The organism is Streptomyces sp. NPDC057743, assembly GCF_042798755.1.
Taxonomy (GTDB): Bacteria; Actinomycetota; Actinomycetes; order Streptomycetales; family Streptomycetaceae; genus Streptomyces.
This window is the reverse complement of record NZ_JBHVJX010000008.1, coordinates 134,332-158,093: the sequence shown is the minus strand read 5'-3', so window position 1 is coordinate 158,093 and position 23,762 is coordinate 134,332. Positions and strand designations below refer to the sequence as shown.

The following is a 23,762-nucleotide window of genomic DNA, read 5'->3' as shown; positions in this document are numbered from 1 at the left end:
GGGCGAAGGGTGTCCGAGCAGCGGCTCCCAGCACTGGGGGAGTGTCGGAGGCGGCACATACTCTGGATTCATGAACGTGGACGCGGCGGTCGCCGCGATGGCAGCGATCGCCGGGCTGTGCACCGGCGTCTTCGCCATGCTGGCGTTCCGCTGGAGCGAGCGGGATCAGGTCAAGCCCACCCGCACGTCCCTGCATACCGAGGCGGTCCTGCCGCCCGGTGTCGACACCGTCCTGTCGGTGCTGCGCTCCTCCGCCGTCGTCCTCGACGAGGCCGACGCGGTGGTCAAGGCGAGCTCCGCGGCGTACGCCCTCGGGCTCGTCCGCGGCGGCCGGCTGGCCGTGGAGCCGATGCTCCAGATGGCGCGCGACACCCGCCGGGACGGCGAGATACGCCAGGTGGAGCTCGACCTGCCGCGCCGCGGCACCGGCCGCGGGGACGCCCTCGCGGTCTCCGCCCGGGTCGCCCCGCTCGGCTCCCGGCTGGTTCTGCTCCTGGTGGAGGACCTCACCGAGGCCCGCCGCATCGAGGCGGTCCGCCGCGACTTCGTGGCCAATGTCAGCCACGAGCTCAAGACGCCCGTCGGCGCCCTCTCCCTCCTCTCCGAGGCGGTGATGGACGCCAGCGACGACCCGGAGGCGGTCACCCGCTTCGCCGGCCGGATGCAGAACGAGGCCACCCGCCTGACCAACCTCGTCCAGGAGCTCATCGACCTCTCCCGGGTGCAGAACGACGACCCGTTGGAGGACGCCGAGCCCGTTCCGGTCGACGAGCTGGTCGCCGAGGCGGTCGACCGCTGCCGTCAGCAGGCCGGCACCAAGCAGATCACCATCGCCAGCTCCATAGGCGGCTCCGAGGGCGCCGCGAAGCGCAGCGGCGAGGCCGACGGCCTGCACATCTGGGGCAACCGCGGCCAACTCGCCGCCGCCCTGGGCAATCTCGTCGAGAACGCCGTCAACTACTCCCCGGCGCGCACCCGCGTCGGGATCGCCGGCCGCCGGGTGCCCGCGCCCGGCGGCGACCTGATCGAGATCGCCGTGACCGACCAGGGCATCGGCATCTCCGAAAAGGACCGGGACCGCATCTTCGAGCGGTTCTACCGCGTGGACCCGGCACGCTCGCGCGCCACCGGCGGGACCGGCCTCGGCCTCGCCATCGTCAAGCACGTGGCCGCCTCGCACGGCGGGGAGGTCACGGTGTGGAGCGCTGAGGGACAGGGCTCCACCTTCACCCTGCGTCTCCCGGAAGCCGGGGCCGTGCGCGACCGCGAGCGGCCCTCGGACCTCACCGCGGAGGGCCTCGACGACGAGGACCGCCCGTACGAGACCTTCAACGATCCGCTCCCAGCTCACCCAGCCCCGGAGGTCCTTCCGTGACCCGAGTGCTTGTCGTCGAGGACGAGGAATCGTTCAGCGACGCACTGTCGTACATGCTCCGCAAGGAGGGCTTCGAGGTCGCCGTGGCGGCCACCGGCCCCGACGGTCTGGACGAGTTCGAGCGCAACGGCGCCGACCTCGTCCTGCTGGACCTGATGCTGCCGGGCCTGCCCGGCACCGAGGTCTGCCGCCAGCTGCGCGGCCGCTCCAACGTCCCGGTCATCATGGTGACCGCCAAGGACAGCGAGATCGACAAGGTCGTCGGTCTCGAAATAGGGGCCGACGACTACGTCACCAAGCCCTTCTCCTCCCGCGAACTGGTCGCCCGGATCCGCGCGGTGCTGCGCCGCCGCGGCGAGCCGGAGGAGGTCACCCCGCAGGCCCTGGAGGCCGGCCCGGTCCGGATGGACGTGGACCGCCACGTCGTCACGGTCTCCGGCGGCAAGGTCGACCTGCCGCTCAAGGAGTTCGACCTGCTGGAGATGTTGCTGCGGAACGCCGGCCGGGTGCTGACCCGCATGCAGCTGATCGACCGCGTCTGGGGCGCCGACTACGTGGGCGACACCAAGACCCTCGACGTCCACGTCAAGCGGCTGCGCGCCAAGATCGAGCCCGACCCGGGCGCCCCGCGCTATCTGGTGACGGTCCGCGGCCTGGGCTACAAGTTCGAGCCGTAGGCCGCGGCGCGGGACATACGCGAAGGGGCGCCCCTCCCGACCGGGAGGGGCGCCCCTTCGTCTGCTGTGGGCCTCAGTGGCCGGCGTGCGCCGACTCCGAGGGCTTGCCGGAGGTGCTCGGGGTGGCCGAGCCGCTCGGGCTGCCCGGCTTGCCCGACGCGGAGGTGCTCGGCTGCGGCGTCACGGACGGGCCGTAGCTCTCGAAGATGTTCTTCGCCGGGACGACGAAGGCGTTCAGCTTCACCTTGCCGGTGCCGCTGAAGTCGAAGGTCAACTGCTGGGCGTTGCCGTCCTGGACGGCCTCCCGGCCGCTCTCCAGGAGGGCGCTGGGGTTGCCCTTGCCGCCGAGGACGACGGAGCCGCCGGCCGGCACGTTGATCTTGGTGGACAGCTTGGCGGTCTGGCCGGTGCCGTCGACCGAGATGCCGGTCAGCTGCTGGTCCTTGGTGCCGGTGTTGAACACCGTCGCGGTGATCGCGGCCGGACCCGTGGCGTTGGTCTCGGGCTGGGTGACGACGTTGGCGTTCTGCACCTTGATGTCGCCGACGCTGGTCTCGGCGTTGTCCGGCTTGACCCCCAGCGTCTGGGCGTCGTTCCCGGCGGCGCACGCGGAGAGGGTGGCGATCGAGAGCGTAAGGACGGTGGCGGCGAGGACGCCGCGTCGAAGGCTGCGGCTCACGGCGGCGGCATCTCCTTGACGAGCTACGGCGGCCGAACGATTCGTGCCCGGTCGCGGATGGACGGCTGAGGACGGTTCGCGTACGCGTCATGGCGACGGGCACGTAAAGCCGCCCTAAGGGTGGGTCAGCGCCGCTAGGTTACCGAGCCGCCCTCGCGCTCCCGCACCCGACCCGCCCCCTAAGCGATCACGCCCCCGCGCACCCGCCCCGACCCACCCCCACCGGCACCCCACCCGGGCGGCCCGCACCGCCCCGGCCGCCAATTCCGCAAGCCGCTCTCGCCCCGATCTCCCTCCCGATCTCCGGGCGGATCTCCACGCTCTCTCCGCATCCCTCTCCGCGCCCCTCTCCGCCCCGATCTCCGTCCCGATCTCCGGAGAACTGCCGGGCATATTCGGCACGCGACTGTTCGAGTGGTGACCGCGATGTTTCCCCCAGGTGAAAAGCGGTATTCACAGGGAATGCACATGACGCCCGAAATTGATCACCCGCGGCCGTGCGGGATCGTTGATCAATTCCGGGAATCACGCCCGACTCGTCACCAAGCATCCGAACGGAGTAGCGGAACTCGCTCAGGTGGATCGGTGTAAATCGGGATGTTTCGCCTGTTGATCTCCGTGATTCCGGTCCGCTGCGGGTGGCTTTCTGTGCACCCGGGAAGCCCCTCCCACCTGCGAATACCTGCGCCAGGAACCCCCTCGCAGCACGTTCTGACCGCTGTTGTCAAGCCCCGAGATATGCCCTGACCTGCGAAAACGCCATTCAGAACGGCCCGTTCCCGTGTTAGCATGGATAGCCACGGAAGGGGTACCTGTCACATGACGTTCAAGGTTGGCGACACCGTGGTCTATCCCCATCACGGGGCCGCGCTGATCGAGGCCATCGAAACTCGCCAGATCAAAGGCGTGGACAAGACCTACTTGGTGCTGAAGGTCGCCCAGGGCGACTTGACTGTTCGTGTGCCAGCGGACAATGCGGAGTTCGTCGGCGTACGCGACGTGGTTGGTCAAGACGGGCTGGACCGGGTCTTCGAGGTGCTGCGCGCACCGTATGCCGAGGAGCCCACGAACTGGTCCCGTCGCTACAAGGCAAATCTTGAGAAGCTCGCTTCCGGCGACGTGATCAAGGTCGCCGAGGTCGTGCGTGACCTGTGGCGGCGTGAGCGCGAGCGCGGGCTCTCCGCGGGTGAGAAGCGGATGCTTGCCAAGGCCCGCCAGATCCTGGTGAGCGAGCTGGCCCTCGCGGAGAACACCAACGAAGACAAGGCCGAGGCCCTGCTCGACGAGGTCCTCGCGTCCTGACGACGCGCACGCTGACTGCGACGACGCGAGCACGGTGACGTAAGCGGTGTGCCGACGCAGTAGCAACGACGTAAACGCAATGCCGCGGTGCCCGAGCGACGACCGCCTCCCCGAGGTGGAGGGTCTGTTGCCGGGCGCTGCGGCATATCTGCAGGGAGCGTGTGGGAAGGCCGGACGCTGAGCTGGCGGCGACTTCGTCGGTGAAGGCCGCCGGGCTCCGCCCCCGGCCGTGGTGAACGGGGAGGCCCCCCGTGGCGTGCCGGGTGCGGGATGCTGCCCCGACCGCTGTCACGGAAGGGTCGCGGTCTGGGCGTCTCGCCCGGCACACCCCCGAGCTTCACGGGCAGGGGGTCCTCCCAGGCCATACCCACCCCGCCCGAGGAAACAAACCTGTCTGCCCTAATTCCGGGCCCGCCCGGACTTTCGGAGCCTTCGATGTCAGATCCCTCCCGCCCGGCCCGTACCGCGGCGGTCATCCCGGCCGCCGGCCGCGGTGTCCGGCTCGGCCCCGGTGCGCCCAAGGCGCTGCGCACCCTGGGCGGCACCCCGATGCTGGTCCACGCGGTCCGCGCGATGGCCGCCTCGCGCGCCGTCACGCACCTCGTCGTGGTCGCCCCGCCGGACGGCCCCGACGAGGTCCGCCACCTCCTCGACGCCCATCCGCTCGCCGACCGCACCGACCTGATCGTGGTCCCCGGCGGCGCCACCCGTCAGGAGTCGGTCCGGCTCGGGCTCGCGGCGCTGCCCGACGGGATCGACGTGGTGCTGGTGCACGACGCGGCCCGTCCGCTCGTCCCGGTCGAGACCGTCGACGCGGTGATCGCGGCGGTGCGCGACGGCGCCCCGGCCGTCGTTCCCGCGCTGCCGCTGGCCGACACCGTCAAGCAGGTCGAGCCGCGCCCCCAGGGGGCGCCGGAGCCGGTGGTCGGCACCCCGGAGCGGTCGCTGCTGCGCGCCGTGCAGACCCCGCAGGGCTTCGACCTGGCCACGCTGCGCAAAGCGCACGAGGTCGTCGTGGAGGGCGAGGGCGCCACCGACGACGCCGGGCTGGTGGAGCGGCTCGGGGAGCCGGTGGTGCTCGTTCCGGGCCACGAGGAAGCGTTCAAGGTGACCCGGCCGCTGGACCTCGTCCTGGCCGAGGCCGTACTCGCCCGCAGGAGGGCCACCGATGGCTATGTCTGAGTCCGCTGTGCCCGCGCCGGTGCCCGGCATCCCGCTCGTCGGGGTCGGCACCGATGTGCACGCCTTCGAGAAGGGGCGCGAGCTGTGGTGCGCCGGGCTCCTCTGGGACGCCGCGGCGAGCGACGGCTACGGGCTGGCCGGCCACAGCGACGGCGACGTGGCCGCGCACGCCGCCTGCGACGCGCTGTTCTCCGCGGCCGGCATCGGCGACCTCGGTGCGCATTTCGGCACCTCCCGCCCGGAGTGGTCCGGTGCCTCCGGGGTGACGCTGCTGGCCGAGGCGGCGCGCATCGTACGGGCCGAGGGGTTCGCCATCGGCAACGTCGCGGTGCAGGTCATCGGCGTCCGACCGAAGGTCGGCAAGCGCCGGGACGAGGCGCAGCGGGCGCTGTCGGCGGCCGTCGGGGCGCCGGTCTCGGTCTCCGGCACCACCACCGACGGGCTGGGGCTGACCGGCCGCGCCGAGGGGCTGGCGGCGATCGCCACCGCGCTGGTGGTGCGCACCGCCTGAGAGGCCGCGGGACGGGCCGGGTCGGGCTGCGCCGATCGGGCCCACTGCGCCCAAATGCCCGGCGCAGCAGGGGGCGTTGGGCCGAAAACCGGGTACGGGTGTTCCACAAAAGCCAACGGTCCGGTCCACGGGAAGGAACCTCGTGTCTGCCACGCTCTCCGACGGTCTCAAGAAGCTGCTCGACTCCCCGGTCTTCGTCATGGTGGGGACGATCCAGCCGGACGGCAGTCCCCAGATCTCCCCGGTCTGGGTCAAGCGGGACGGTGACGACCTGCTGATCTCCACGACCGTCGGGCGCCGCAAGGAGAAGAACCTCCGCCGCGACCCGCGGGTCTCGGTCGTCGTCCAGCCCTTCGACGCGCCGTACACCTACGCCGAGATCCGCGGCGAGGCGACGCTCAGCACCGAGGGCGGGCAGCAGTTGATCGACGAGCTGTCGCGGAAGTACACGGGCAAGGCGTACGCGGAGTTCAACGCGGACGCGGTCAACGACGCGGAGCGGGTCGTGGTCCGCATCACGCCGCGGAAGGTGGTCGGCGGCGTCTGAGCCGTCGTCCGGAAGCGCTCCGTCCGGAAAAGCCGGTGAAAGCCGGCGAATCGGACGGCTTTGGCGGATCTGTGGCCCTGTGCCCAAGAGGGCACAGGGCACTGCCGCGTTCCGACTACCCTGGTCCCGTGACGATTCGCCTGTACGACACCAGCGCCCGGCAGATCCGTGACTTCACCCCGATCAAGCCGGGCTGTGTCTCGATCTACCTCTGTGGCGCGACCGTGCAGGCCGCACCGCACATCGGGCACATCCGCTCCGGACTCAACTTCGACATCATGCGCCGGTGGTTCGCTCACCGCGGCTACGACGTGACCTTCGTCCGCAACGTCACGGACATCGACGACAAGATCATCCAGAAGTCGGCCGACCAGGGCCGCCCGTGGTGGTCGATCGGCTACGAGAACGAGGTCGCCTTCAACGCGGCCTACGACGCCCTCGGCTGCCTGCGCCCCACCTACGAGCCGCGCGCCACCGGCCACATCCCCGAGATGGTCGAGATGATGCGCGGCCTGATCGAGCGCGGCCACGCCTACGCCGCCGACGGCAACGTCTACTTCGACGTCCGGTCCTTCCCGGAGTACCTCCAGCTCTCCAACCAGGAGTTGGCCAACCTCCGCCAGCCGTCCGGCGAGGGCGAGACCGGCAAGCGGGACCCGCGCGACTTCGCCATGTGGAAGGCGGCCAAGGAGGGCGAGCCCAGCTGGGAGACCCCCTGGGGCCGCGGCCGGCCGGGCTGGCACCTGGAGTGCTCGGCGATGGCCCACAAGTACCTGGGCTCCGCCTTCGACATCCACGGCGGCGGCGTCGACCTGGTCTTCCCGCACCACGAGAACGAGATCGCGCAGGCCCAGGCGTTCGGGGACGAGTTCGCCCGGTACTGGGCGCACAACGCCTGGGTGACCATGAGTGGCGAGAAGATGTCCAAGTCGCTGGGCAACTCCGTGCTGGTCTCGGAGATGGTCAAGCGCTGGCGCCCGATCGTGCTGCGCTACTACCTCGGCACCCCGCACTACCGCTCGATGATCGAGTACAGCGAGGAGGCGCTGCGCGAGGCCGAGTCGTCGTTCGCGCGGATCGAGGGCTTCGTCCAGCGGGTCGTGGAAATGGCGGGGAAGGCCGTCGAGCCCGCGGCCGAGGTGCCGCCGGCGTTCGCCGAGGCGATGGACGACGACCTGGGCGTCCCGCAGGCGCTGGCGATCGTGCACACCACCGTCCGACAGGGCAACTCCGCGCTGACCGCCGACGACAAGGAAGCCGCGGTGGCCCGGCTCGCCGAGGTGCGCGTGATGCTCGGCGTGCTCGGCCTGGACCCGCTCGACGAGCGCTGGTCGGGCGGCGGCGCGGACCGCGGCGAGGACCTGCACGGCGTCGTCGACTCGCTCGTCCGGCTCGTCCTGGAGCAGCGGCAGGGCGCCCGCGCCCGCAAGGACTACGCCACCGCCGACGCCATCCGCGACCAGCTCCAGCAGTCCGGCCTCACCATCGAGGACACCCCCTCCGGCCCGCGCTGGACGCTGTCCTAAGGTCCGCAGCGCCCGTCCCCGGGGACCGTCCCGGGGCCGGCCGCACCCCCGGTCACCAGCCGGATTCGCCCTTCCCGGCGGCCGCGGGCGACACTCAATCCATACGTACGTACCCACTCCACGTCGCGAGACGTCGAGAGCAGTGAAGAAACAGGTGACCCATGGCCGGCAACAGCCAGCGCAGGAACCGCCGCACGTCGAACAAGAAGGGCGCTCAGGTCGGCAGTGGCGGTAAGCGGCGCCGGTCCCTGGAGGGCAAGGGCCCGACCCCGCCCGCGTCCGCCCGCAAGGGGCACGTCAAGAACCGCGTCGCCAACGCCAAGGCCAAGCAGGCCGCGGGCCGCCGGCCGGCGCCGCGGCGCGGTGGCGCCAAGGGCATCGCGGAGCTGGTCGTGGGCCGCAACCCGGTCGTCGAGGCGCTGCGCGAGGGCGTGCCGGCGACCACCCTGTACGTGCAGCAGTTCATCGACAACGACGAGCGGGTCCGCGAGGCGCTCCAGCTCGCCACCGAGCTCGGGCTGAACCTCCTGGAGGCGCCCCGCGCCGAGCTCGACCGGATGACGAACGGGCTCAACCACCAGGGCCTGGTCGCCCAGATCCCGCCCTACGAGTACGCGCACCCCGAGGACCTCTCGGCCGCCGCCTTCGACGACGGCGAGGACCCGCTGATCGTCGCCCTGGACGGGGTCACCGACCCGCGCAACCTCGGCGCCGTCGTCCGTTCCGTCTCGGCGTTCGGTGGCCACGGCGTCGTCGTGCCGGAGCGTCGGGCGGCCGGGATGACCGCCGGCGCCTGGAAGACCTCGGCCGGCACCGCGGCCCGTACGCCGGTGGCCCGCGCCACCAACCTGACGCGCGCTCTGGAGTCGTACCAGAAGGCGGGGCTGACGGTGGTCGGCCTGGCCGCGGACGGCGACACGGAGTTGCAGGACCTGGAGCTGCTGGACGGCCCGGTCGTCATCGTGGTCGGCAGCGAGGGCAAGGGGCTGTCCCGGTTGGTCGGCGAGACCTGCGACGTACGGGTGCGGATCCCGATGCCGGGCGGCGCGGAGTCGCTGAACGCCGGCGTCGCGGCCGGTGTGGTGCTGTGGGAGGCGGCGCGCCGCCGCGCCTGAGCCGTTGTGCCGTGCCGTACTTCGGGCCGGGCGGGCCACGCGCCGCCCGGCCCGGACTTTTGGGGCGCCGTCTGCTCGCCCCGGGGGCGGGACGACGTTCCGCGCGTCTCGCCGTATCACGTGATCTTTTGACGGGTCTCGGACAGATCGGGCCGGTCAAGGCAGTGTCTTAACCGCGGGTCACTCGGTTAGATGAGCGTGGACACCAGAACACCCCGCACGCCTACGGGGGGACGCTCGCCGGGCTTCGACGACGAGCCGGTCCTGAGCTCGGTCAAGGTGCCGTGCGATCCCGCGCAGGTCATCGTCAACCACGCCAGCTTCCGCGTGCAGCTCGCCGCCCCCGCGGCCGCCGGCGCGCTGGCCGAGACCGCGCGCGTCCCCGCCCTCCGGGGCTCGCCGCCCAGACGCCGCACGCCCGTGGTCTGGAGCGGTCGCACCGGACCGGGCGCTACCGCCGGCGCCACCACCCAGCTCCTGCACGCGGTGCGCGACGCGGGCGTCGGCCCGGATTCCCGTCCCGCCGACGACGTCGGCACGACCCAGGTCCTGCCCCGCGTCCGGCTCGGCGACGCCCCCGGCTCCACCGTCGTGGGCCAACGCGGCCCCACCGACGGCGAGGACACCCTGCCGCACGGCACCCGTGCGGTGCCCGGGCCGCTCGCCGGGCGCCGGTGGGGCGACGGGGACGGCCACGACGACGACCGCTTCGAGGACCCTTTCGAGGCGCGCGACCGCTACGAGTCCGGGGCCCGGCGGCGCGGTGGCGACGCCGCCGTCCGGCACGCCTACTACCCCGGCCGCCGGATGAACCTCGGCGTCGTCCTGCTGCCGCTGCGGATCTTCCTCGGCCTGATCTCGGTCTACGCCGGGATGGGCAAGCTCTGCGACCCCGTCTACTTCGACGGCGGCCAGCGGGGCTCGATGGTCACCTGGCTGCTCTCCCTGCACCCCTGGGAACTGGCCGTCCCGCTGCGGGACTTCGCGGTCGCGCACCCGGTCGGCGCCGGCCTGACGGTGGCCTTCCTCCAGGTCGTGGTGGGCGTGCTGACCATCTGCGGGCTGTGGCAGCGGGTCGCCGCCGCGTTCGGCGCGCTGCTCTCCGCGGCGCTGCTGATGACGGTGAGCTGGCGCGCCTTCCCCGCCTACGACGCCCCCGACATCATCTACCTCGCCGCCTGGAGCCCGTTGATCATCGCGGGCGCCCCCGTCTACTCGATGGACGCCCGGCTGACCGGCGAGGCGTGGCGGCGGCTGGGCCCGCGCGTCGAGGTCGGTGCGCTGCGCCGCCGGGTGCTGCGCCGCGGCGCCGTGATGACCGCGGTGGTGGCCGGACTGACCCTGCTCATCGGCTCCCTGCTGGGCGGCGCCGTGCGGACCGCGCGGGTGCCGACCGTGCCGCGGCCCGGTGAGCCCGCGATCAACAACCTCCCCGGTTCGCCGCTGCCCCGCCCCGGCCACCACGCCACCCACCCCGACCACCGCACCCCCACGCACTCCGGTACGCCCTCGACGAGCGCCTCCCACCAGGCCCACAAGCCCGGCACGCCCTCGGCCTCGGCCCCCGGCACGCCGTCGGCGGGAGCCCACACCGGCGCCTCGACGCACCGCCCGGGCGCGACCACCAACGCCCCGCAGCAGTCGGCCCCGACCCACACCCCGGCCCGTACGCAGGCGCCGGCCACCTCGGGCGGCACCGGAGCCGGCACGAGCGGCAGCTCCCACAGCGGCACCCCCGGAGGCGACTCCGGCCACGGCAACACCCTGGGCGGCCTCCTGGGCTGACCCGCCCGTATACCGCCCACCCCGCGTCCCCGATCGCTCGCTCTCCCCACGGCCCCGCGGCCGGGGTGGCGGGCGGTCGGGGACGACTCGTTGGCGGCACGGGGCCGGCGAGCGGGACGGGCAACGAGACGGTCCTGTGGGGGCGTTGAGGGACGCGGGGGAGGCCGGGGGAGGTACGGGGAGGGCCGGGAGCCGAGCGGGGCGCTGGGGCCCTTGTGCGCCCGCCTCGCCCTGCCTCTGCCGCTGGGGTGGCTCCCTGGGGGCGTGGCTCGGCTCCCGGGGGCGGGGTGGGCGCCGGTGCGGGGAGGGGCTCAGGCGCGGGCCGCGTACGGCACGGGCACCTTGGACGCGAGGGGGCAGGCGGAACGGGCGCGCCCGCTCAACGGGCCTGTGGCGCCAGCTCATTGAGCTCTCTGGCGGCCTCGGTCAGGTCCTTGGCGGTGTCGATGGCGCGCCAGTAGGCGCCTTGGGGGAGCGGGTAGCCGGCCAGCCGGCGTTCCCGGGCGAGGCGCGGGAAGGTGGTGCGCTCGTGGTCGCCCCGGGCGGGCAGCAGCGCGGTGAAGGCCGCGGAGAAGACGTAGACGCCCGCGTTGATCAGGTACGGGGAGGGCGGCGCTTCGATGAAGTCCAGGACGTGCCCGAAGGCGTCGGTCTCGACGGCGCCCCAGGGGATGCGCGGGCGGGCCAGCGCCAGAGTGGCCACGGCGTCCCGCTCGTGGTGGAAGGCGGCCATCTCGCGGAGCGGGAAGCGGGTCCAGACGTCGCCGTTGGTGGCGTACCAGGGGTCGTTCGGGCGGGGCAGGGAGTTGGCGGCGAACTTCAGGCCGCCGCCGCGACCCAGCGGCTCGGTCTCGACCACGGTCGTGACGCGGAGGGGGAGTTGGGCCCGCTCCAGCCACTCCTGGAGGACCTCGGCGAGGTGCCCGCAGGAGACGACGGCGTCGGTGACGCCCTCCTTGGCGAGCCAGTTGAGCTGATGGCCGATGATCGGGGTTCCGGTACCGGGAATCTCGACCATCGGCTTGGGTCGGTCGTCGGTGTACGGGCGGAGACGCGAGCCCTGGCCGCCGGCCAGGACCACGGCCTGCGTGGGATACGGATGCGGCGCTCCGGTCATGGTTCGCACCTTATGCGGTGCGAGCGGCGGTCACTGGGCGGCGGCCACGCCGGAGGCGAAGGAGGTGTCGCAGACCGGGCGGGCGTACGCCTGGGCGCGGTGCGGGGCACCGTACTTGGCGACCGCGGCGCGGCCGAGGGCGCGGGCGATGGAGGCGCAGTGCTTGGCCAGCGAGGGCCGGGCGTTGGTGGCCTCCTGAAGGTGCGTCAGGGCGACCCCGGGGTCCTCCTCCTGGAGTTCGACGAGGAGGCGGTCCCGGAGGACGTCCTGGGCGGCGCGCGGGCCGGCCTTGGTGGAGACCTTCCCGGAGGACGCGGCGAGCACCTGCGACTCGGAGGTCTTCGAGGCCCAGGGGACGCGGGTGACCGCGAGGGTCCCGGAGAGCACGAGGACGACGGGCAGGACAAGGGCGAGAGTTCGGCCGATACGGCGGGCTGCGGAGTTCACGGTCGTGATGGTAGCGAGCAGTGATGATTTGGCGACATTTGGTCATCACATCGGGGGATGGATTGGGTTGTCGGTGCGGTCGTCGGGTTGACGCATTGATACGAAAACCCGTTTGCATGGCGGGAGATGGGGGTGTTTTTGGGGTGCATCCGCCGCCCTACGGGGCCGTGGGTGCGGGCCCGTTGCCGTCCCGGACGCACCGCGGCGGCGGAGCGGGGACCCGCAATACCCCACCCCGCCGCCGCGGTAAACCCTGCCGGGTGGGCGCAACGGCCCCCGCCCGCACGGTGTTTGAGGCCGGTCGGCCCTCAGTCGGGTCGGCCCTCAGTCGGTCAGCCGCCTGCCCGTCGAGGTGGAGAAGACGTGCGTCTCGCCCGGCTGCGGGACGACGTGCAGCTGGGTGCCCTTGGCCGGCACCTGGCGGCCGTTGACCCGTACGACGAGGTCCTTGACCGCCCCGCCGACCTCGGCCGTCCCGTAGACGTAGCCGTCCGCGCCCAACTCCTCGACGACGTTGACCGTTACCGCCAGGCCGGCCGGGGCGTCCGCGGTCGCCTTGGACAGCGAGGCGGCGGCCGCGCCGTTCTGCTCGACGATCTCGAAGTGCTCGGGCCGGATGCCGACCGTCACCGTCGTGTCGCCCTCGGCGCCGGCCAGCGCCTCTCGGCTGACCGGCACCACGCTGTTGCCGAACTTCACGCCGCCGTCGGTGATCGGCACCTCGACGAGGTTCATCGCCGGCGAGCCGATGAAGCCCGCGACGAAGAGGTTGGCCGGCCGGTCGTACATCTTCCGCGGCGAGTCGACCTGTTGGAGCAGCCCGTCCTTGAGGACCGCGACCCGGTCGCCCATGGTCATCGCCTCGACCTGGTCGTGGGTGACGTAGACCGTGGTGATCCCGAGGCGGCGCTGGAGGCCCGCGATCTGCGTACGGGTCTGCACCCGCAGCTTGGCGTCCAGGTTGGACAGCGGCTCGTCCATCAGGAACACCTGCGGCTCCCGTACGATCGCCCGCCCCATCGCGACCCGCTGCCGCTGCCCGCCCGACAGCGCCTTGGGCTTGCGCCCCAGGTACTCGGTCAGGTCCAGGATCTTCGCCGCGTCCTCGACCTTCTGCCGGATCTCGGCCTTCGGCACCCCGGCGATCTTGAGCGCGAAGCCCATGTTGTCGGCGACCGTCATGTGCGGGTAGAGCGCGTAGTTCTGGAACACCATGGCGATGTCCCGGTCCTTGGGCGGGAGGTGGGTGACGTCCCGGTCCCCGATGCGGATGGCGCCCTCGTTGACGTCCTCCAGCCCCGCGAGCATCCGCAGCGAGGTGGACTTGCCGCATCCGGAGGGGCCGACGAGGACGAGGAACTCGCCGTCCTCGATGGTGATGTCGAGCTTGTCGACGGCGGGCTTGTCGGAACCCGGGTAGATCCGGGTCGCCTGGTCGTAGGTGACCGTAGCCATGGTGTGTCCCTTCACCGGCAGGAACGTGCCGGACGATCCGAGTAAAGGAGTGCCGGCCCACCGCCCCGGAGCCCCACCCGAAGTGGTGTAGTCCACAGCGACGAACCGCCCGTGACGCTACCGGGGCCGGCGGCCGGTGTCAGTAGGCGGACGAGGACGAATTGGGGGCGGCGGGTCGTGGGCGGCCGCGCTGCGGGAGGGCGGCGGAGCAATGGGCGAATGGGGCAACCGGCACCGGGCGCGCCTAGGTACACTTCTTCCGGTACGCCTCCTTAGCTCAGCTGGTCAGAGCACCGCTCTTGTAAAGCGAAGGTCGTCGGTTCGAATCCGACAGGGGGCTCTGGGGAGCCCAGGTCAGAACGTTGCTGGCCTGGGCTTTTTCTTGTTTGGAGGGGGGTGAGGGGGGCTGTTGTGGTGGTGGTTGTGGTGGTTTGGGGGTGGAGGGTGCGTTTGGGGGGTGTGGTGGGGGGTGACGTTTCTCGGGGTGGGGTGGGTCGTTGGGGGAAGTGAGGTGCGTCGAGGCAGTTGGGCCTTGGCGGGAGGAAGGGAAGGTAACTGTGCGTCGAGTGAGTGCCGTTCTGGCTGTGGCTGTTGCGATGGGTGGGGTGATGGTGGGGGCGGTCGGTGCCCATGCCGCGGACAAGCCGCCGTACCGGTACGCCGACTGTCTGAAGGCGGCGGAGAAGCACAACCACGAAACGCCGCACCACGCGCGGTGGCACTGCGACATCCTGGTGCAGAAGGGGTGGGTCAAGAAGCCGGGAGCCTGAGGCTGGGGCGCGTGTGGTGGGGTGCCGGTGTTGGCGCCCCACATGCGCGTCGGTAGGGGCGGAGATACGGGCGAAGTGGGGTGTGGGGGAGGGGTTTTGAGGGGCTGAGGGGGTGGGGGCGGCGTAGATTCGCGGCATGGTGAATTCGGGGTTCCTGACGCGGGACGGGTACGAGCGGCGGATGGCGCGGGCGGGGCGGGCCGCGGTGGATGCCGGGCTGGCGGGGCTGATCGTTACGCCGGGGCCGGATCTGGTGTGGCTGTGCGGGTATCAACCGACGGCCGTCACCGAGCGGTTGACGGCGTTGGTGATCGAGCCGGGGCGGGCGGGGCGGCTGCTGGTGCCCGTGTTGGAGCGGCCGGACGCGGAGCGTGCCCCGGGGGCCGGGGCGCTGGAGGTGGTGGGGTGGACCGACGGGGCGGATCCCTACGCCGAACTGGGCAAGTGGCTGGCGCCGCAGGGGCGTTACGGAGTGTCGGACGGGATGTGGGCGCTGCATCTGCTCGGGTTGCAGCGGTCGGCGCCGGCGGGTGGTTACGCGGCGCTGACGGAGGCGCTGCCGATGCTGCGGGCCGTCAAGGACGCGTACGAGGTGGAGCGGCTGGCGGCGGCGGGGGCGGCCGCGGACGCGACGTACCAGGACATCCTGGGGGTGCGGTTCGCCGGGCGGCGGGAGTGCGACATCGCGGCGGATCTGGCGCGGCTGTTGACCGAGCACGGGCACAGTCAGGTGGACTTCACGGTCGTCGGGTCCGGGCCCAATGGGGCCAATCCGCACCATGAGGCGGGCGAGCGGGTCATCCAGGACGGCGACATGGTGGTGCTCGACTTCGGCGGGCTGAAGGACGGGTACGGGTCGGACACCACGCGGACCGTGCACGTCGGGCAGCCGAGCGCGGAGGAGCGGACGGTGCACGAGATCGTGCGGGAGGCCCAGCAGGCGGCGTTCGAGGCGGTGCGGCCGGGCGTCGCGTGCCAGGAGATCGACCGGGTGGCGCGGCGGGTGATCAAGGCTGCGGGGTACGGCGAGTACTTCATCCACCGGACGGGGCACGGGATCGGGGTCACCACGCACGAGCCGCCGTACATGGTGGAGGGCGAGCATCTGCCGCTGGTGCCGGGGATGTGTTTCTCGATCGAGCCGGGGATCTATCTGCCGGGGCGGTTCGGGGTGCGGATCGAGGACATCGTGGCGTGCACGGAGGCAGGGGGGCGGCGACTGAACGTGACGGGGCGGGAGTTGGCGGTGGTGGGGTAGGGGCCAGTTCTGGGTGCTGTCCTCGGGGATCCGGGGCGGGCCTCTGTCCTGGGGGCCGCTGTCGTGGGCGGGACCTTTGGCCTGGGTGGGGGTGGGACGTTGGTCGGGGGTGGGGTCGGGGAGGGTCGTTCTTTTTGCCGGGGTGGAGTGGGGGGATTGTGGCCGTTGGGGCGATGTGGGTGGGTGGGGTGGTTCGTAGCGTGGGTGTCGCGGGGGTGGAGGGGTCGGGGGAGAGAGGTGGGGAGAGGGATGAGTGCGGGAGTGAAGAGGAGGGTGAGAAGGATGTTGGCGGTTGGGCGTTCGCGTGGTGGGGCGGGTTTTCGGTGGCTGCGGGGTGTGGTGGCCGGGGCCGTGCGGACGGGGGTGTTGGGCTCGGTCGCGGTGAGTGCCGCCGCGGTGTTGGGGGCGGTGGGCATCGCCCTGGCCGGTGGGATGCCGGCGCACAAGGAGGGGCGGGTGGCGGTCGTGGCGGGTGCCAAGGGCGGTGGCGCCGTGACGGCGGAGCGGGGGAAGGACGGCGATCCGTTGGTCGTCGTGGGCGGGGCGGGGGCCTCGGTGGCGTTGGTGGGGGGTGCGTTGCTCTCCGGGCGGAGACGGCGGGGGTGACCGCCCCTGGGAGCGGGGGTGCCGCCCCTTGGGGGCGTGGGTTCGCCACCGGGGCGGGCCAAGTCGCCCAGGGGCGGGCCGGGTTACGGCTCCAGGACGACCTTGCCCATCGTGCCGCGGGTTTCCAGGGCGCGGTGGGCGGCCGCGGCCTCGGCGAGCGGGAAGCGGTGGACGGTGGGGACGAGGCGGCCGGCGGCAGCCTCGGCGAGGGCGGCGGTCTCCAGGGTGCGGAGCGGGTTGATGCCGCCCACCCGGGCCAGCATCGGGGGGCCGAGGACGGTCTCCGAAGTGAGGCCGCGCTCGGCGAGTTCGGCGTCCGGGAGCGTCAGCGGGGCGCCGGAGGACCAGCCGAAGACCAGGTGACGGCCGCCGCGGGCGAGGAGGTCCACGGCCGCGCGGGCCGGGGCGCCGCCGACCGAGTCGAAGACGATGGTGGCCCCGGGGGCGCCGCGTTCGTCGAGGTAACGGCGGGCGAGGGCTGGCCAGTTGGCGTCGGTGTAGTCGAGGGCGAGGTCGGCGCCGAGTTCGCGGGCGCGGGCCACCTTGGCCGGGCCGCCGGCCAGTCCGATGACCGTGGCGCCGACGTGCCGGCCGTACTGGACGAGCAGCGAGCCGATGCCGCCGGCGGCGGCCGGGATGATCGCGAGGTCGTCGGCGGTGAGGGCGGCGCAGAGCAGGACGCCCATGGTGGTGCGGCCGGTGCCGATCATGGCGACGGCCTGGGCCGGGTCCAGGCCGTCGGGGAGGGGGTGCAGCCGGTCGGCGCTGGTGACGGCCAGTTCGGCGTAGCCGCCGGGGACCATTCCGAGGTGGGCGACGACGGGTCGGCCGAGCCAACTGGGGTCGGTGCCCGGGCCGAGGGCGTCGACGGTGCCGGCGACCTCCCGGCCCGGCACGGTCGGCAGTTCGGGCAGCGGCGCGGGGCCGCCCTCCTGGCCCGCGCGCAGGGCGGTGTCCAGGAGGTGGACGCCGGCGGCGGCCACGGCGATCCGGACCTCGCCCGGGCCCGGCGTGGGGTCGTCGAGGGTCTCGTGGACGAGGTTTTCCGCGGGGCCGAAGGCGTGCAGCCGTATTGCGCGCATGGTGGGGTCGTCTCCTGTGGGGAGGCGGGCGGTCGCCTACGGGGGCGACCGCCCCGCCGGTGGCGGTGGTCAACTGAACTGCCGCCACTCTCGTACCTCAAGTTGAGTTGAGGTCAAGGTGATGGGGGTGGGGTGGTTCCTGTGGTGGGTGGGGGTGGCGGGATCGGTTGGTGGGGTGGGGCGGCTCATAGGGGTCAACGGGCTTGTCCCATTGGTGCGTTGGGGGTGCGGCGGGCGCCCGTGTTGAGGGCGAGCGAGACCGCCTCCAGGGCGCTGGTGAAGGAGACCTCGGCCAGTACGCCGGGGGCCGCGACCTGGTCGCCGGCGAGGTAGACGCCGTTGCCGCGGTCGATGGCCGGGCGGTCGCGCCAGGACGTCCCGGGGAGGTCGAGCGCGCCCGAACGGCCGGTGGCCACGGAGGCGCGGCGCCAGGTGACGCGGTCGCGCCAGTGAGGGAAGCCGGCGTCGAGGAGGCGTTCGGCGCGGGACTCGCCGTCGGCGCGGGTCTCGTCCGGGGCGATGCCGATCTGCCCCTGGAGGAGCTGTTCGCCGGGCGGGGCGAGGCCCGGGTCCGGGCCGGTGAACCGCTCGATCCAGCCGGGGAAGTCGAGCCCGGAGAGCGCGAAGGGGTCGCCGCGCCGGGTCCGGAGGGCGAGGTCGAGCAGGACCGTGCGGGCGCCGGTCCAGTGGAGCCGGTCGTCGCCCAGGAGGGCGCGGGCGGATTCGAGGTGGGTGGCGACGATCACCGGGGTGTTCTCCGGGAGGGCGTCGACGCGGGCCCCGGTCTCGATACGGACGCCCAGGTCGCGGGCGCGGGTCGCCATCCGGTCGATGAGTCGGCCCCAGCCGCCGGCGACGTAGTGGGCCTCCGGTGGCAGGTTGGTGGTGCGGCGCAGCCGTTCCTGGACGAAGGCGGCGGAGAGGGAACCGGGGTCGTGGTGGAAGGTGGCGACGCCGACGTAGTTGGCGGCGGCGCGCACGGTGGTCTCGTCGGCGCGGGTGCGCGCCCAGGTGACGAAGTCCTGGTCGACGGGGGCGTCGCGGTGCCTGCGCAGCCTCAACATGCCGAGCGGGGGCACCGGGTGCAGGGTGCCGCGGTGGAAGAAGCGCAGCCGGGCGGCGTCCTGGAGGGGCAGGCGGGCGAGCGGCTTGAGCAGGCCGCGCTGCCGGAGCCAGGACCACTGCGGGCCGCGGTTGTAGAGGGCGTGCGGGCCGTCGTTGGTGCGGTAGGGGCCGTCGGCGGTGCGGGCGCGGCCGCCGAGCGAGCGGTGGGCCTCGTAGAGGGTGACGGCGGCGCCGGCCTCGGCGGCGAAGAGGGCCGCGGTGAGGCCGGCGAAGCCGCCTCCGATGACGGTGAGCGGGCGGCGGGTCATGGAGCTCCTTCGTTGCGGGCGGACTGTGGACGGGTGGTGGGCGGGCGGTAGGTGGGTGGTGGACGGGTCGTTGGTGGTGGCGTCCACCGGTGGGCGGGCGCTCATGAACGGGGACGGGTGGCGGCGTCGGGGATGTGACATGCGGGCGCGACAGAGGGCGTTTCCGCAGGTCAGCGGCGATTGTCAGTGGGGTGCTTCAGCATGGGGTGTGGGCGTGGGGCCGGCCGCGCGGTGCGGGGCCGGGTCCGGTCCGCGGCAGAGCAGGGGTACGGACGCGCCCGGGCAGGTCCGGGAGCGGAGGGAGGCGGTGAGCCGTGGCAGGGCGTGGGCAGGAGACGGTGCGGGCGGTGCGGCGGCCGGAGGTGCGGCTGCCGGAGCTACGGGCGTACGACGGCGCGGAGTTGGAGACCGAGGGGGACTACGACGGGCTGGAGTTCACCGAGGTGGACTGCGCGGGGCAGTCGGCGCGCGGGGCACGCTTCATGGACTGCGCACTGCGGCGGTGCGCGCTGGACGAGACGGTGCTGAGCCGGGCGCGGATCTTCGACAGCGTGCTGAGCGGGGTGCGCGGGGTCGGCACGGACCTGTCGCAGGCGACGCTGCGCGAGGTCGAGGTGACGGACGCCCGGCTCGGCGGGATACAGCTCCACGGCGCGGTGTTGGAGCGGGTGGTGGTGCGCGGCGGGAAGATCGACTTCGCCAATCTGCGCAAGGCCAGACTGCGGGACGTCGCGTTCGAGGGGTGCGTGCTGGTCGAGGCGGACTTCGGGGGCGCGGAGCTGGAGCGGGTGTCGTTCGAGGGCTGCACGCTGGCGCGGGTGGACTTCTCGGCGGTCCGGATGAAGGACGTCGATCTGCGCGGGGCGGCCGGGCTGGACATCGCGCGCGGGGTGGACTGCCTGGGCGGCGCGGTGATCAGTTCGGTCCAACTGATGGATCTGGCACCGGCGTTCGCGGCCCAGGTGGGCGTGCGGGTGGAGTGAGGGGGCGGGTCAGATGCGGGGGAAGCGGGCCTGGAGCGTCCAGAGGGCGGCGTTGTCGGCGAGACCGTCGTGCATATCGGCGAGGTCGGCGATCAGGTCGTGCAGGAAGTCGCGGGCCTCGCGGCGCAGCGCGGCGTGGTTGAAGGTGAGGGGGGCCTCCTCGACCGGCACCCAGTCGGCCGTGACGTCGACCCAGCCGAAGCGCCGCTCGAAGAGCATCCGGTCGGTGGATTCGGTGAAGTCCAGCTCGGCGTGGATCGGACGGGCGGAGCGGCTGCCGCGGGGGTCGGTGTCGAGCTGCTCGACGATGTCGCAGAGCGCCCAGGCGAAGTCGAGTACCGGCACCCAGCCCCAGGAGGTGGACAGTTCGCGATCGGTCTCGGTGTCCGCGAGGTAGACGTCGCCACAGAAGAGGTCGTGGCGCAGCGCGTGCACGTCCGCGGTCCGGTAGTCGGTCTGCGGGGGGTCTGGGAAGCGCCGGGAGAGGGAATAGCCGAGGTCGATCACCTCTTGATGGTGTCACGCCCGGAGCGACACCGGTGCGGCGGAGGGGCCTGGTGTGACGGCCCCGCGCCCGACGGTGGTGCACCGGCGTTCAGGAACGACACGGACGGACAGAGGGTGGGGTAGTGATCATGTCTGGTTCCTCGGTGAGACGTTCGGGGGTCGCGCTGGTGGCGGCGGGCGCGCTGGTGGCGCTGCCGACCCTGCTGCCCCCGCCGGCCGGCGCGGGCGCGGCGTACGCGGCCGGTCGGACGGGCGGTGCGGGGCACGTCGGCGCCGCGCAGGGTCGGGAGCAGTGGCGCGGTGGCTGGGCCGCGGCGCCGCAGCCGGCGACGGACGTGTACGGGAAGAACTGGTCCGGCAGCGGGTTCGCGCGGCAGACGGTCCGCCAGGTGGTCCGGGTCAGCGCGGGCGGCTCGCGGGCGAGGATCACGCTGTCGAACCGCTACGGCACCGCGCCGCTGAGGATCGCCGGCGCCACCGTCGGGCTTACCGACAAGGGGGCCGCGGTGCGCCACGGCTCGGTGCGTCAACTGACCTTCGGGCACCGGCAGTCGGCGACGATACCGACCGGCGGGGAGCTGCGCAGCGACGGCGTGGGGCTGCCGGTGCGACCCCTCGCGGCGCTCACGATCACGCTGTACTTCGATGCGCCGACCGGCCCGACCACCTTCCACGGGAAGGCGATGGCCACCAGCTACCGCGCGGCCGGCGACCACCGCGCCGACGTCGGCGCGGCGGCGTTCACCGAGACCTCGTCGTCCTGGTACGTCCTCTCGGGTGTCGAGGTCGCCGGCGGCGGGCCCGTCCGGCGGGACGGCATCGTCGCCTTCGGGGACTCCATAACGGACGGGTACGGCTCCACGGTCGACGCCAACCACCGCTATCCGGACGTCCTGGCCGAGCGGTTGGCCGCCGCCGGTCGGCCGCGCAGCGTGCTCGACGAGGGCATCAGCGGTAATCAACTGACCCACACCACGCCCGGGTTCGGGGAGAAGGCGGTGGCCCGCTTCCCGAAGGACGTGCTGAACGTGCCGAACGTCCGCACCGTCGTCCTGCTGGAGGGCATCAACGACATCGGGATGAGCGAGGTGTCGGGCCAGCCTGGCGAGCCCACGCCGGAGGTGTCGGCCCGACAACTGATCGCCGCACAGCGGGAGTTGATACGTCAGGCGCACCGCAGGGGCATCCGGGTGATCGGGGCGACGCTGACGCCGTTCAAGGGCGCGGCGTATTACACCGAGCGCGGCGAGCTCAAGCGCGAGGCGCTCAACGGCTGGATACGCGGCTCCGGCGCGTTCGACGGGGTGGTCGATCTGGACCGGGTGGTGTCCGACCCCGCCGACCGGCACCGGATCGCCGCCGGTTACGACTCCGGTGACCATCTGCACCCGAACGACGCCGGATACCGCGCGATGGCCGGAGCGATCGACCTCGACGCGCTCTGAGACGAGCCCTCGCGGTGCGCCCGGTGCGCCCGATGAGCCCGGTGCGCCCGGTGCACCTAGCGCCTCGGTGTGTTGGGCCGCTCGCCGCGCCCCGGTGCCCGCTGTGGCGTGCCCCGCCGCCCGCTACGGCAGGGTGAGGACGCGCGGCCCCTCTTCCGTCACCGCGACGGTGTGCTCGAAGTGGGCCGCGCGGCTGCCGTCGAGGGTGCGCAGCGTCCAACCGTCCGCGGCCGTGGTGTAGTCGCTGCCGCCGCCGGCCAGGAACATCGGCTCGATGGCGATGACCAGGCCGGGGCGGAGCGGGTAACCGCGGCCCGGGCGGCCGTCGTTGGGGACCGGCGGGTCCTCGTGCATCGCCCGGCCGATGCCGTGCCCGCCGAAGTCCTCGGGTATGCCGTAGCCGGCGGCGCGGCCGATGCTGCCGATGGCGTGCGAGACGTCGCCCATCCGGGCGCCGACCACGGCGGCCGCGATGCCGGCCTCCAGGGCGCGTTGGGTGGTCTCCATCAGCCGGCGGTCCTCGGGGCGTTGGGTGCCGACGGTGAAGCTGGTGGCCGCGTCCCCGGCCCAACCGTCGACGACCGCGCCGCAGTCGATGCTCACCAGGTCGCCGTCGCGCAGCCGGTGGCCGTTCGGGATGCCGTGCACGATCGCGTCGTTGACGGAGACGCAGAGCACCGCGGGGAAGGGGGTGGGGGCGAAGGAGGGGCGGTAGCCGAGGAACGGTGAGCTGGCGCCGGCGTCGCGCAGTACGGCGCGGGCTGCCTCGTCCAGTTCGGTCAGGCGCGTCCCGGGGGCGGCCGCGGCGCGGGCCGCGGCGAGCGCGTCCGCGACCACCCGGCCGGCCACCCGCATCGCGTCCAGCGAGGCGTCGGTCTTGAGCTCCACCATCGGTCGGTCTCTCCTCTCGGTCGCCCGGGTGCATGGTCGCGTGCGTCGTCGACCGCCGAGCGGTATTTATTTACCGGTATTTATTTACCGGTATTAGTATCACGACCATGGTGCGGACTCCATTGACCCCTTGGGAACGTGAGCGCGGTGAACGGCTGGGCGCGCTGCTGCGGGCGGCGCGCGGCGAGCGGAGCATGGTCGAGGTCGCCGCGGTGGCCGGGCTGTCCGCGGAGACGCTGCGGAAGATCGAGACCGGGCGGGCGCCGACGCCGGCGTTCTTCACGGTCGCCGCGCTCGCCGGGACGCTCGGACTGTCGCTGGACGAGGTGGCCGCGCTGGCCGCACCCCCGGAGGCGGCGCCCGGCACCGGCCGGTCCGGCAGCGCGGCGGCCTAGGCCCTGTCCGAGGGGGCGCGGCCAGCGCGGCCATGCCCCGTCGGGCGGGCCTCGGCGCGCGAAAGGCCGAGGGCCGGCCCCCGTTGCGGGAGTCGGCCCTCGGTGCCGGATCGGGTCCGGCCGTGCCCTGGGGTGTCGTCGTCAGACGTTCACGCCGAAGTCCTGGGCGATGCCGCGCAGGCCGGAGGCGTAACCCTGGCCCACGGCACGGAACTTCCACTCCGCGCCGTTGCGGTAGAGCTCGCCGAAGACCATGGCGGTCTCGGTGGCGGCGTCCTCGCTCAGGTCGTAGCGCGCGATCTCGGCGCCGCCGGCCTGGTTGACGATGCGGATGAAGGCGTTCCGCACCTGGCCGAAGTTCTGCCCGCGGTTCTCGGCGTCGTAGATGGAGACCGGGAAGACGATCTTGTCGATCTCGGCCGGCAGCGCGGCGAGGTTGACGTTGATCGACTCGTCGTCGCCCTCGCCCTGGCCGGTGGTGTTGTCGCCGGTGTGGACGATGGACTGGTCCGGCGTCGCGGTGTTGTTGAAGAAGATGAAGTGCTGGTCGGAGTGGACCTTGCCGGTCGCGTTGACCGCGATGGCGCTGGCGTCGAGGTCGAAGTCCGTGCCGGTGGTCGTGCGGACGTCCCAACCGAGGCCGACCGTAACGGCGGTCAGGCCCGGTGCCTCCTTGGTGAGCGAGACGTTGCCGCCCTTGGACAGGCTTACAGCCATGGGATGTCCCTTTCCTC

24 protein-coding genes and 1 tRNA gene are annotated in these 23,762 nt (G+C 72.8%); 16 read left to right on the top strand and 9 right to left on the bottom strand.

The genetic code is table 11. From position 1 onward, the window contains the following. Positions 1 to 70: 70 nt before the first annotated feature. Together ACFVFQ_RS11780 and ACFVFQ_RS11775 are read left to right on the top strand one after the other, a co-directional pair. Positions 71 to 1,375: a sensor histidine kinase gene (locus tag ACFVFQ_RS11780; protein ID WP_376567388.1), complete on the top strand. Its 1,305-nt coding sequence runs from the start codon at positions 71 to 73 to the stop codon at positions 1,373 to 1,375. After that, positions 1,372 to 2,052, top strand: a complete 681-nt coding sequence (locus tag ACFVFQ_RS11775) for a response regulator transcription factor (protein WP_018540121.1) — start codon at positions 1,372 to 1,374, stop codon at positions 2,050 to 2,052. The genes ACFVFQ_RS11780 and ACFVFQ_RS11775 overlap by 4 nt, the downstream gene beginning before the upstream one ends. Before the next feature lie 73 nt (positions 2,053 to 2,125). On the opposite strand, the gene ACFVFQ_RS11770 is transcribed toward ACFVFQ_RS11775, so the two are convergent. Next, positions 2,126 to 2,731: a DUF461 domain-containing protein gene (locus tag ACFVFQ_RS11770; protein ID WP_383412801.1), complete on the bottom strand. Its 606-nt coding sequence runs from the start codon at positions 2,729 to 2,731 to the stop codon at positions 2,126 to 2,128. Positions 2,732 to 3,550: 819 nt separating this feature from the next. On the opposite strand from ACFVFQ_RS11770, the gene ACFVFQ_RS11765 reads away from it, so the two are divergent. The 7 genes from ACFVFQ_RS11765 (at position 3,551) to ACFVFQ_RS11735 (ending at position 10,699) form a co-directional block, all read left to right on the top strand. Beyond that, positions 3,551 to 4,033 (top strand): CarD family transcriptional regulator, encoded by a 483-nt coding sequence (locus ACFVFQ_RS11765; RefSeq protein ID WP_003953493.1) that lies wholly within the window; start codon positions 3,551 to 3,553, stop codon positions 4,031 to 4,033. Between the two features lie 435 nt (positions 4,034 to 4,468). Beyond that, a complete protein-coding gene (ispD, locus tag ACFVFQ_RS11760; RefSeq protein ID WP_383412794.1) occupies positions 4,469 to 5,215 on the top strand; it encodes a 2-C-methyl-D-erythritol 4-phosphate cytidylyltransferase in 747 nt (248 codons plus the stop codon). Further along, positions 5,208 to 5,726 carry a 2-C-methyl-D-erythritol 2,4-cyclodiphosphate synthase gene (gene ispF / locus ACFVFQ_RS11755; RefSeq protein ID WP_383412789.1) on the top strand — a complete coding sequence of 173 codons (519 nt, stop codon included), beginning with the start codon at positions 5,208 to 5,210 and terminating at the stop codon, positions 5,724 to 5,726. Before ispD ends, ispF begins: the two co-directional genes overlap by 8 nt. A gap of 142 nt (positions 5,727 to 5,868) precedes the next feature. Then, positions 5,869 to 6,273 carry a PPOX class F420-dependent oxidoreductase gene (locus ACFVFQ_RS11750; protein WP_383412786.1) on the top strand — a complete coding sequence of 135 codons (405 nt, stop codon included), beginning with the start codon at positions 5,869 to 5,871 and terminating at the stop codon, positions 6,271 to 6,273. Positions 6,274 to 6,401: 128 nt separating this feature from the next. Beyond that, positions 6,402 to 7,799, top strand: coding sequence for a cysteine--tRNA ligase (gene cysS / locus ACFVFQ_RS11745; protein WP_383412783.1), 1,398 nt, complete (start codon positions 6,402 to 6,404; stop codon positions 7,797 to 7,799). A 161-nt stretch (positions 7,800 to 7,960) separates the two neighbouring features. Beyond that, the gene (rlmB, locus tag ACFVFQ_RS11740) at positions 7,961 to 8,914 is read left to right on the top strand and encodes a 23S rRNA (guanosine(2251)-2'-O)-methyltransferase RlmB (RefSeq protein WP_383412779.1); all 954 of its coding nucleotides are present in this window, start codon (positions 7,961 to 7,963) and stop codon (positions 8,912 to 8,914) included. Between the two features lie 192 nt (positions 8,915 to 9,106). Next, positions 9,107 to 10,699 (top strand): hypothetical protein, encoded by a 1,593-nt coding sequence (locus tag ACFVFQ_RS11735; protein WP_383412776.1) that lies wholly within the window; start codon positions 9,107 to 9,109, stop codon positions 10,697 to 10,699. A 379-nt stretch (positions 10,700 to 11,078) separates the two neighbouring features. Here ACFVFQ_RS11735 and ACFVFQ_RS11730 read toward each other — a convergent pair whose 3' ends face one another. From ACFVFQ_RS11730 to ACFVFQ_RS11720, 3 genes are all read right to left on the bottom strand, one after another. Beyond that, positions 11,079 to 11,816 carry an NDP-sugar synthase gene (locus tag ACFVFQ_RS11730; protein WP_383412773.1) on the bottom strand — a complete coding sequence of 246 codons (738 nt, stop codon included), beginning with the start codon at positions 11,814 to 11,816 and terminating at the stop codon, positions 11,079 to 11,081. Positions 11,817 to 11,846: 30 nt separating this feature from the next. Further along, complete coding sequence (locus ACFVFQ_RS11725) at positions 11,847 to 12,263, bottom strand: hypothetical protein (protein ID WP_383412767.1); 417 nt, start codon at positions 12,261 to 12,263, stop codon at positions 11,847 to 11,849. 324 nt (positions 12,264 to 12,587) lie between these two features. After that, positions 12,588 to 13,718, bottom strand: a complete 1,131-nt coding sequence (locus ACFVFQ_RS11720) for an ABC transporter ATP-binding protein (RefSeq protein WP_383412763.1) — start codon at positions 13,716 to 13,718, stop codon at positions 12,588 to 12,590. Between the two features lie 266 nt (positions 13,719 to 13,984). Between ACFVFQ_RS11720 and ACFVFQ_RS11715 the strand changes: the two genes are divergently transcribed. The 4 genes from ACFVFQ_RS11715 (at position 13,985) to ACFVFQ_RS11700 (ending at position 16,352) form a co-directional block, all read left to right on the top strand. Continuing rightward, a tRNA-Thr gene (locus ACFVFQ_RS11715) sits at positions 13,985 to 14,058 on the top strand. A 244-nt stretch (positions 14,059 to 14,302) separates the two neighbouring features. Beyond that, positions 14,303 to 14,488: a hypothetical protein gene (locus ACFVFQ_RS11710; protein WP_383412759.1), complete on the top strand. Its 186-nt coding sequence runs from the start codon at positions 14,303 to 14,305 to the stop codon at positions 14,486 to 14,488. Between the two features lie 136 nt (positions 14,489 to 14,624). Beyond that, complete coding sequence (locus tag ACFVFQ_RS11705) at positions 14,625 to 15,746, top strand: aminopeptidase P family protein (RefSeq protein WP_383412756.1); 1,122 nt, start codon at positions 14,625 to 14,627, stop codon at positions 15,744 to 15,746. Positions 15,747 to 16,097: 351 nt separating this feature from the next. Beyond that, positions 16,098 to 16,352 carry a hypothetical protein gene (locus ACFVFQ_RS11700; protein ID WP_383412753.1) on the top strand — a complete coding sequence of 85 codons (255 nt, stop codon included), beginning with the start codon at positions 16,098 to 16,100 and terminating at the stop codon, positions 16,350 to 16,352. An 83-nt stretch (positions 16,353 to 16,435) separates the two neighbouring features. Here ACFVFQ_RS11700 and ACFVFQ_RS11695 read toward each other — a convergent pair whose 3' ends face one another. Together ACFVFQ_RS11695 and ACFVFQ_RS11690 are read right to left on the bottom strand one after the other, a co-directional pair. Continuing rightward, positions 16,436 to 17,434: a zinc-binding dehydrogenase gene (locus ACFVFQ_RS11695; RefSeq protein WP_383412750.1), complete on the bottom strand. Its 999-nt coding sequence runs from the start codon at positions 17,432 to 17,434 to the stop codon at positions 16,436 to 16,438. A gap of 194 nt (positions 17,435 to 17,628) precedes the next feature. Beyond that, the gene (locus ACFVFQ_RS11690) at positions 17,629 to 18,807 is read right to left on the bottom strand and encodes an FAD-dependent oxidoreductase (RefSeq protein WP_383412747.1); all 1,179 of its coding nucleotides are present in this window, start codon (positions 18,805 to 18,807) and stop codon (positions 17,629 to 17,631) included. A 338-nt stretch (positions 18,808 to 19,145) separates the two neighbouring features. Between ACFVFQ_RS11690 and ACFVFQ_RS11685 the strand changes: the two genes are divergently transcribed. Beyond that, positions 19,146 to 19,790: a pentapeptide repeat-containing protein gene (locus tag ACFVFQ_RS11685; RefSeq protein WP_383413110.1), complete on the top strand. Its 645-nt coding sequence runs from the start codon at positions 19,146 to 19,148 to the stop codon at positions 19,788 to 19,790. Between the two features lie 9 nt (positions 19,791 to 19,799). Here the strand turns inward: ACFVFQ_RS11685 and ACFVFQ_RS11680 are convergent, their stop codons facing one another. Next, positions 19,800 to 20,297: a hypothetical protein gene (locus ACFVFQ_RS11680; RefSeq protein ID WP_383412744.1), complete on the bottom strand. Its 498-nt coding sequence runs from the start codon at positions 20,295 to 20,297 to the stop codon at positions 19,800 to 19,802. Positions 20,298 to 20,440: 143 nt separating this feature from the next. Here ACFVFQ_RS11680 and ACFVFQ_RS11675 point away from each other — a divergent pair, with 143 nt between their 5' ends. Further along, a complete protein-coding gene (locus tag ACFVFQ_RS11675) occupies positions 20,441 to 21,742 on the top strand; it encodes an SGNH/GDSL hydrolase family protein (protein WP_383412740.1) in 1,302 nt (433 codons plus the stop codon). Between the two features lie 123 nt (positions 21,743 to 21,865). Here ACFVFQ_RS11675 and map read toward each other — a convergent pair whose 3' ends face one another. Next, the gene (gene map, locus ACFVFQ_RS11670; protein WP_383412737.1) at positions 21,866 to 22,633 is read right to left on the bottom strand and encodes a type I methionyl aminopeptidase; all 768 of its coding nucleotides are present in this window, start codon (positions 22,631 to 22,633) and stop codon (positions 21,866 to 21,868) included. Positions 22,634 to 22,740: 107 nt separating this feature from the next. On the opposite strand from map, the gene ACFVFQ_RS11665 reads away from it, so the two are divergent. Then, positions 22,741 to 23,028, top strand: coding sequence for a helix-turn-helix domain-containing protein (locus tag ACFVFQ_RS11665; protein ID WP_383412733.1), 288 nt, complete (start codon positions 22,741 to 22,743; stop codon positions 23,026 to 23,028). A 141-nt stretch (positions 23,029 to 23,169) separates the two neighbouring features. On the opposite strand, the gene ACFVFQ_RS11660 is transcribed toward ACFVFQ_RS11665, so the two are convergent. After that, a complete protein-coding gene (locus ACFVFQ_RS11660) occupies positions 23,170 to 23,745 on the bottom strand; it encodes a TerD family protein (RefSeq protein ID WP_383412729.1) in 576 nt (191 codons plus the stop codon). Positions 23,746 to 23,762: the final 17 nt, after the last annotated feature.

Coding starts and splice junctions, on each gene's coding strand:
- ACFVFQ_RS11720 (WP_383412763.1), bottom strand. CDS start 13,718: ATGGCTACGGTCACCTACGACCAGGCGACCCGGATCTACCCGGGTTCC.
- rlmB (WP_383412779.1), top strand. CDS start 7,961: ATGGCCGGCAACAGCCAGCGCAGGAACCGCCGCACGTCGAACAAGAAG.
- ACFVFQ_RS11780 (WP_376567388.1), top strand. CDS start 71: ATGAACGTGGACGCGGCGGTCGCCGCGATGGCAGCGATCGCCGGGCTG.
- ACFVFQ_RS11765 (WP_003953493.1), top strand. CDS start 3,551: ATGACGTTCAAGGTTGGCGACACCGTGGTCTATCCCCATCACGGGGCC.
- ispD (WP_383412794.1), top strand. CDS start 4,469: ATGTCAGATCCCTCCCGCCCGGCCCGTACCGCGGCGGTCATCCCGGCC.
- ACFVFQ_RS11660 (WP_383412729.1), bottom strand. CDS start 23,745: ATGGCTGTAAGCCTGTCCAAGGGCGGCAACGTCTCGCTCACCAAGGAG.
- ACFVFQ_RS11705 (WP_383412756.1), top strand. CDS start 14,625: ATGGTGAATTCGGGGTTCCTGACGCGGGACGGGTACGAGCGGCGGATG.
- ACFVFQ_RS11730 (WP_383412773.1), bottom strand. CDS start 11,816: ATGACCGGAGCGCCGCATCCGTATCCCACGCAGGCCGTGGTCCTGGCC.
- ACFVFQ_RS11695 (WP_383412750.1), bottom strand. CDS start 17,434: ATGCGCGCAATACGGCTGCACGCCTTCGGCCCCGCGGAAAACCTCGTC.
- map (WP_383412737.1), bottom strand. CDS start 22,633: ATGGTGGAGCTCAAGACCGACGCCTCGCTGGACGCGATGCGGGTGGCC.
- ACFVFQ_RS11735 (WP_383412776.1), top strand. CDS start 9,107: ATGAGCGTGGACACCAGAACACCCCGCACGCCTACGGGGGGACGCTCG.
- ACFVFQ_RS11690 (WP_383412747.1), bottom strand. CDS start 18,807: ATGACCCGCCGCCCGCTCACCGTCATCGGAGGCGGCTTCGCCGGCCTC.
- ACFVFQ_RS11665 (WP_383412733.1), top strand. CDS start 22,741: ATGGTGCGGACTCCATTGACCCCTTGGGAACGTGAGCGCGGTGAACGG.
- ispF (WP_383412789.1), top strand. CDS start 5,208: ATGTCTGAGTCCGCTGTGCCCGCGCCGGTGCCCGGCATCCCGCTCGTC.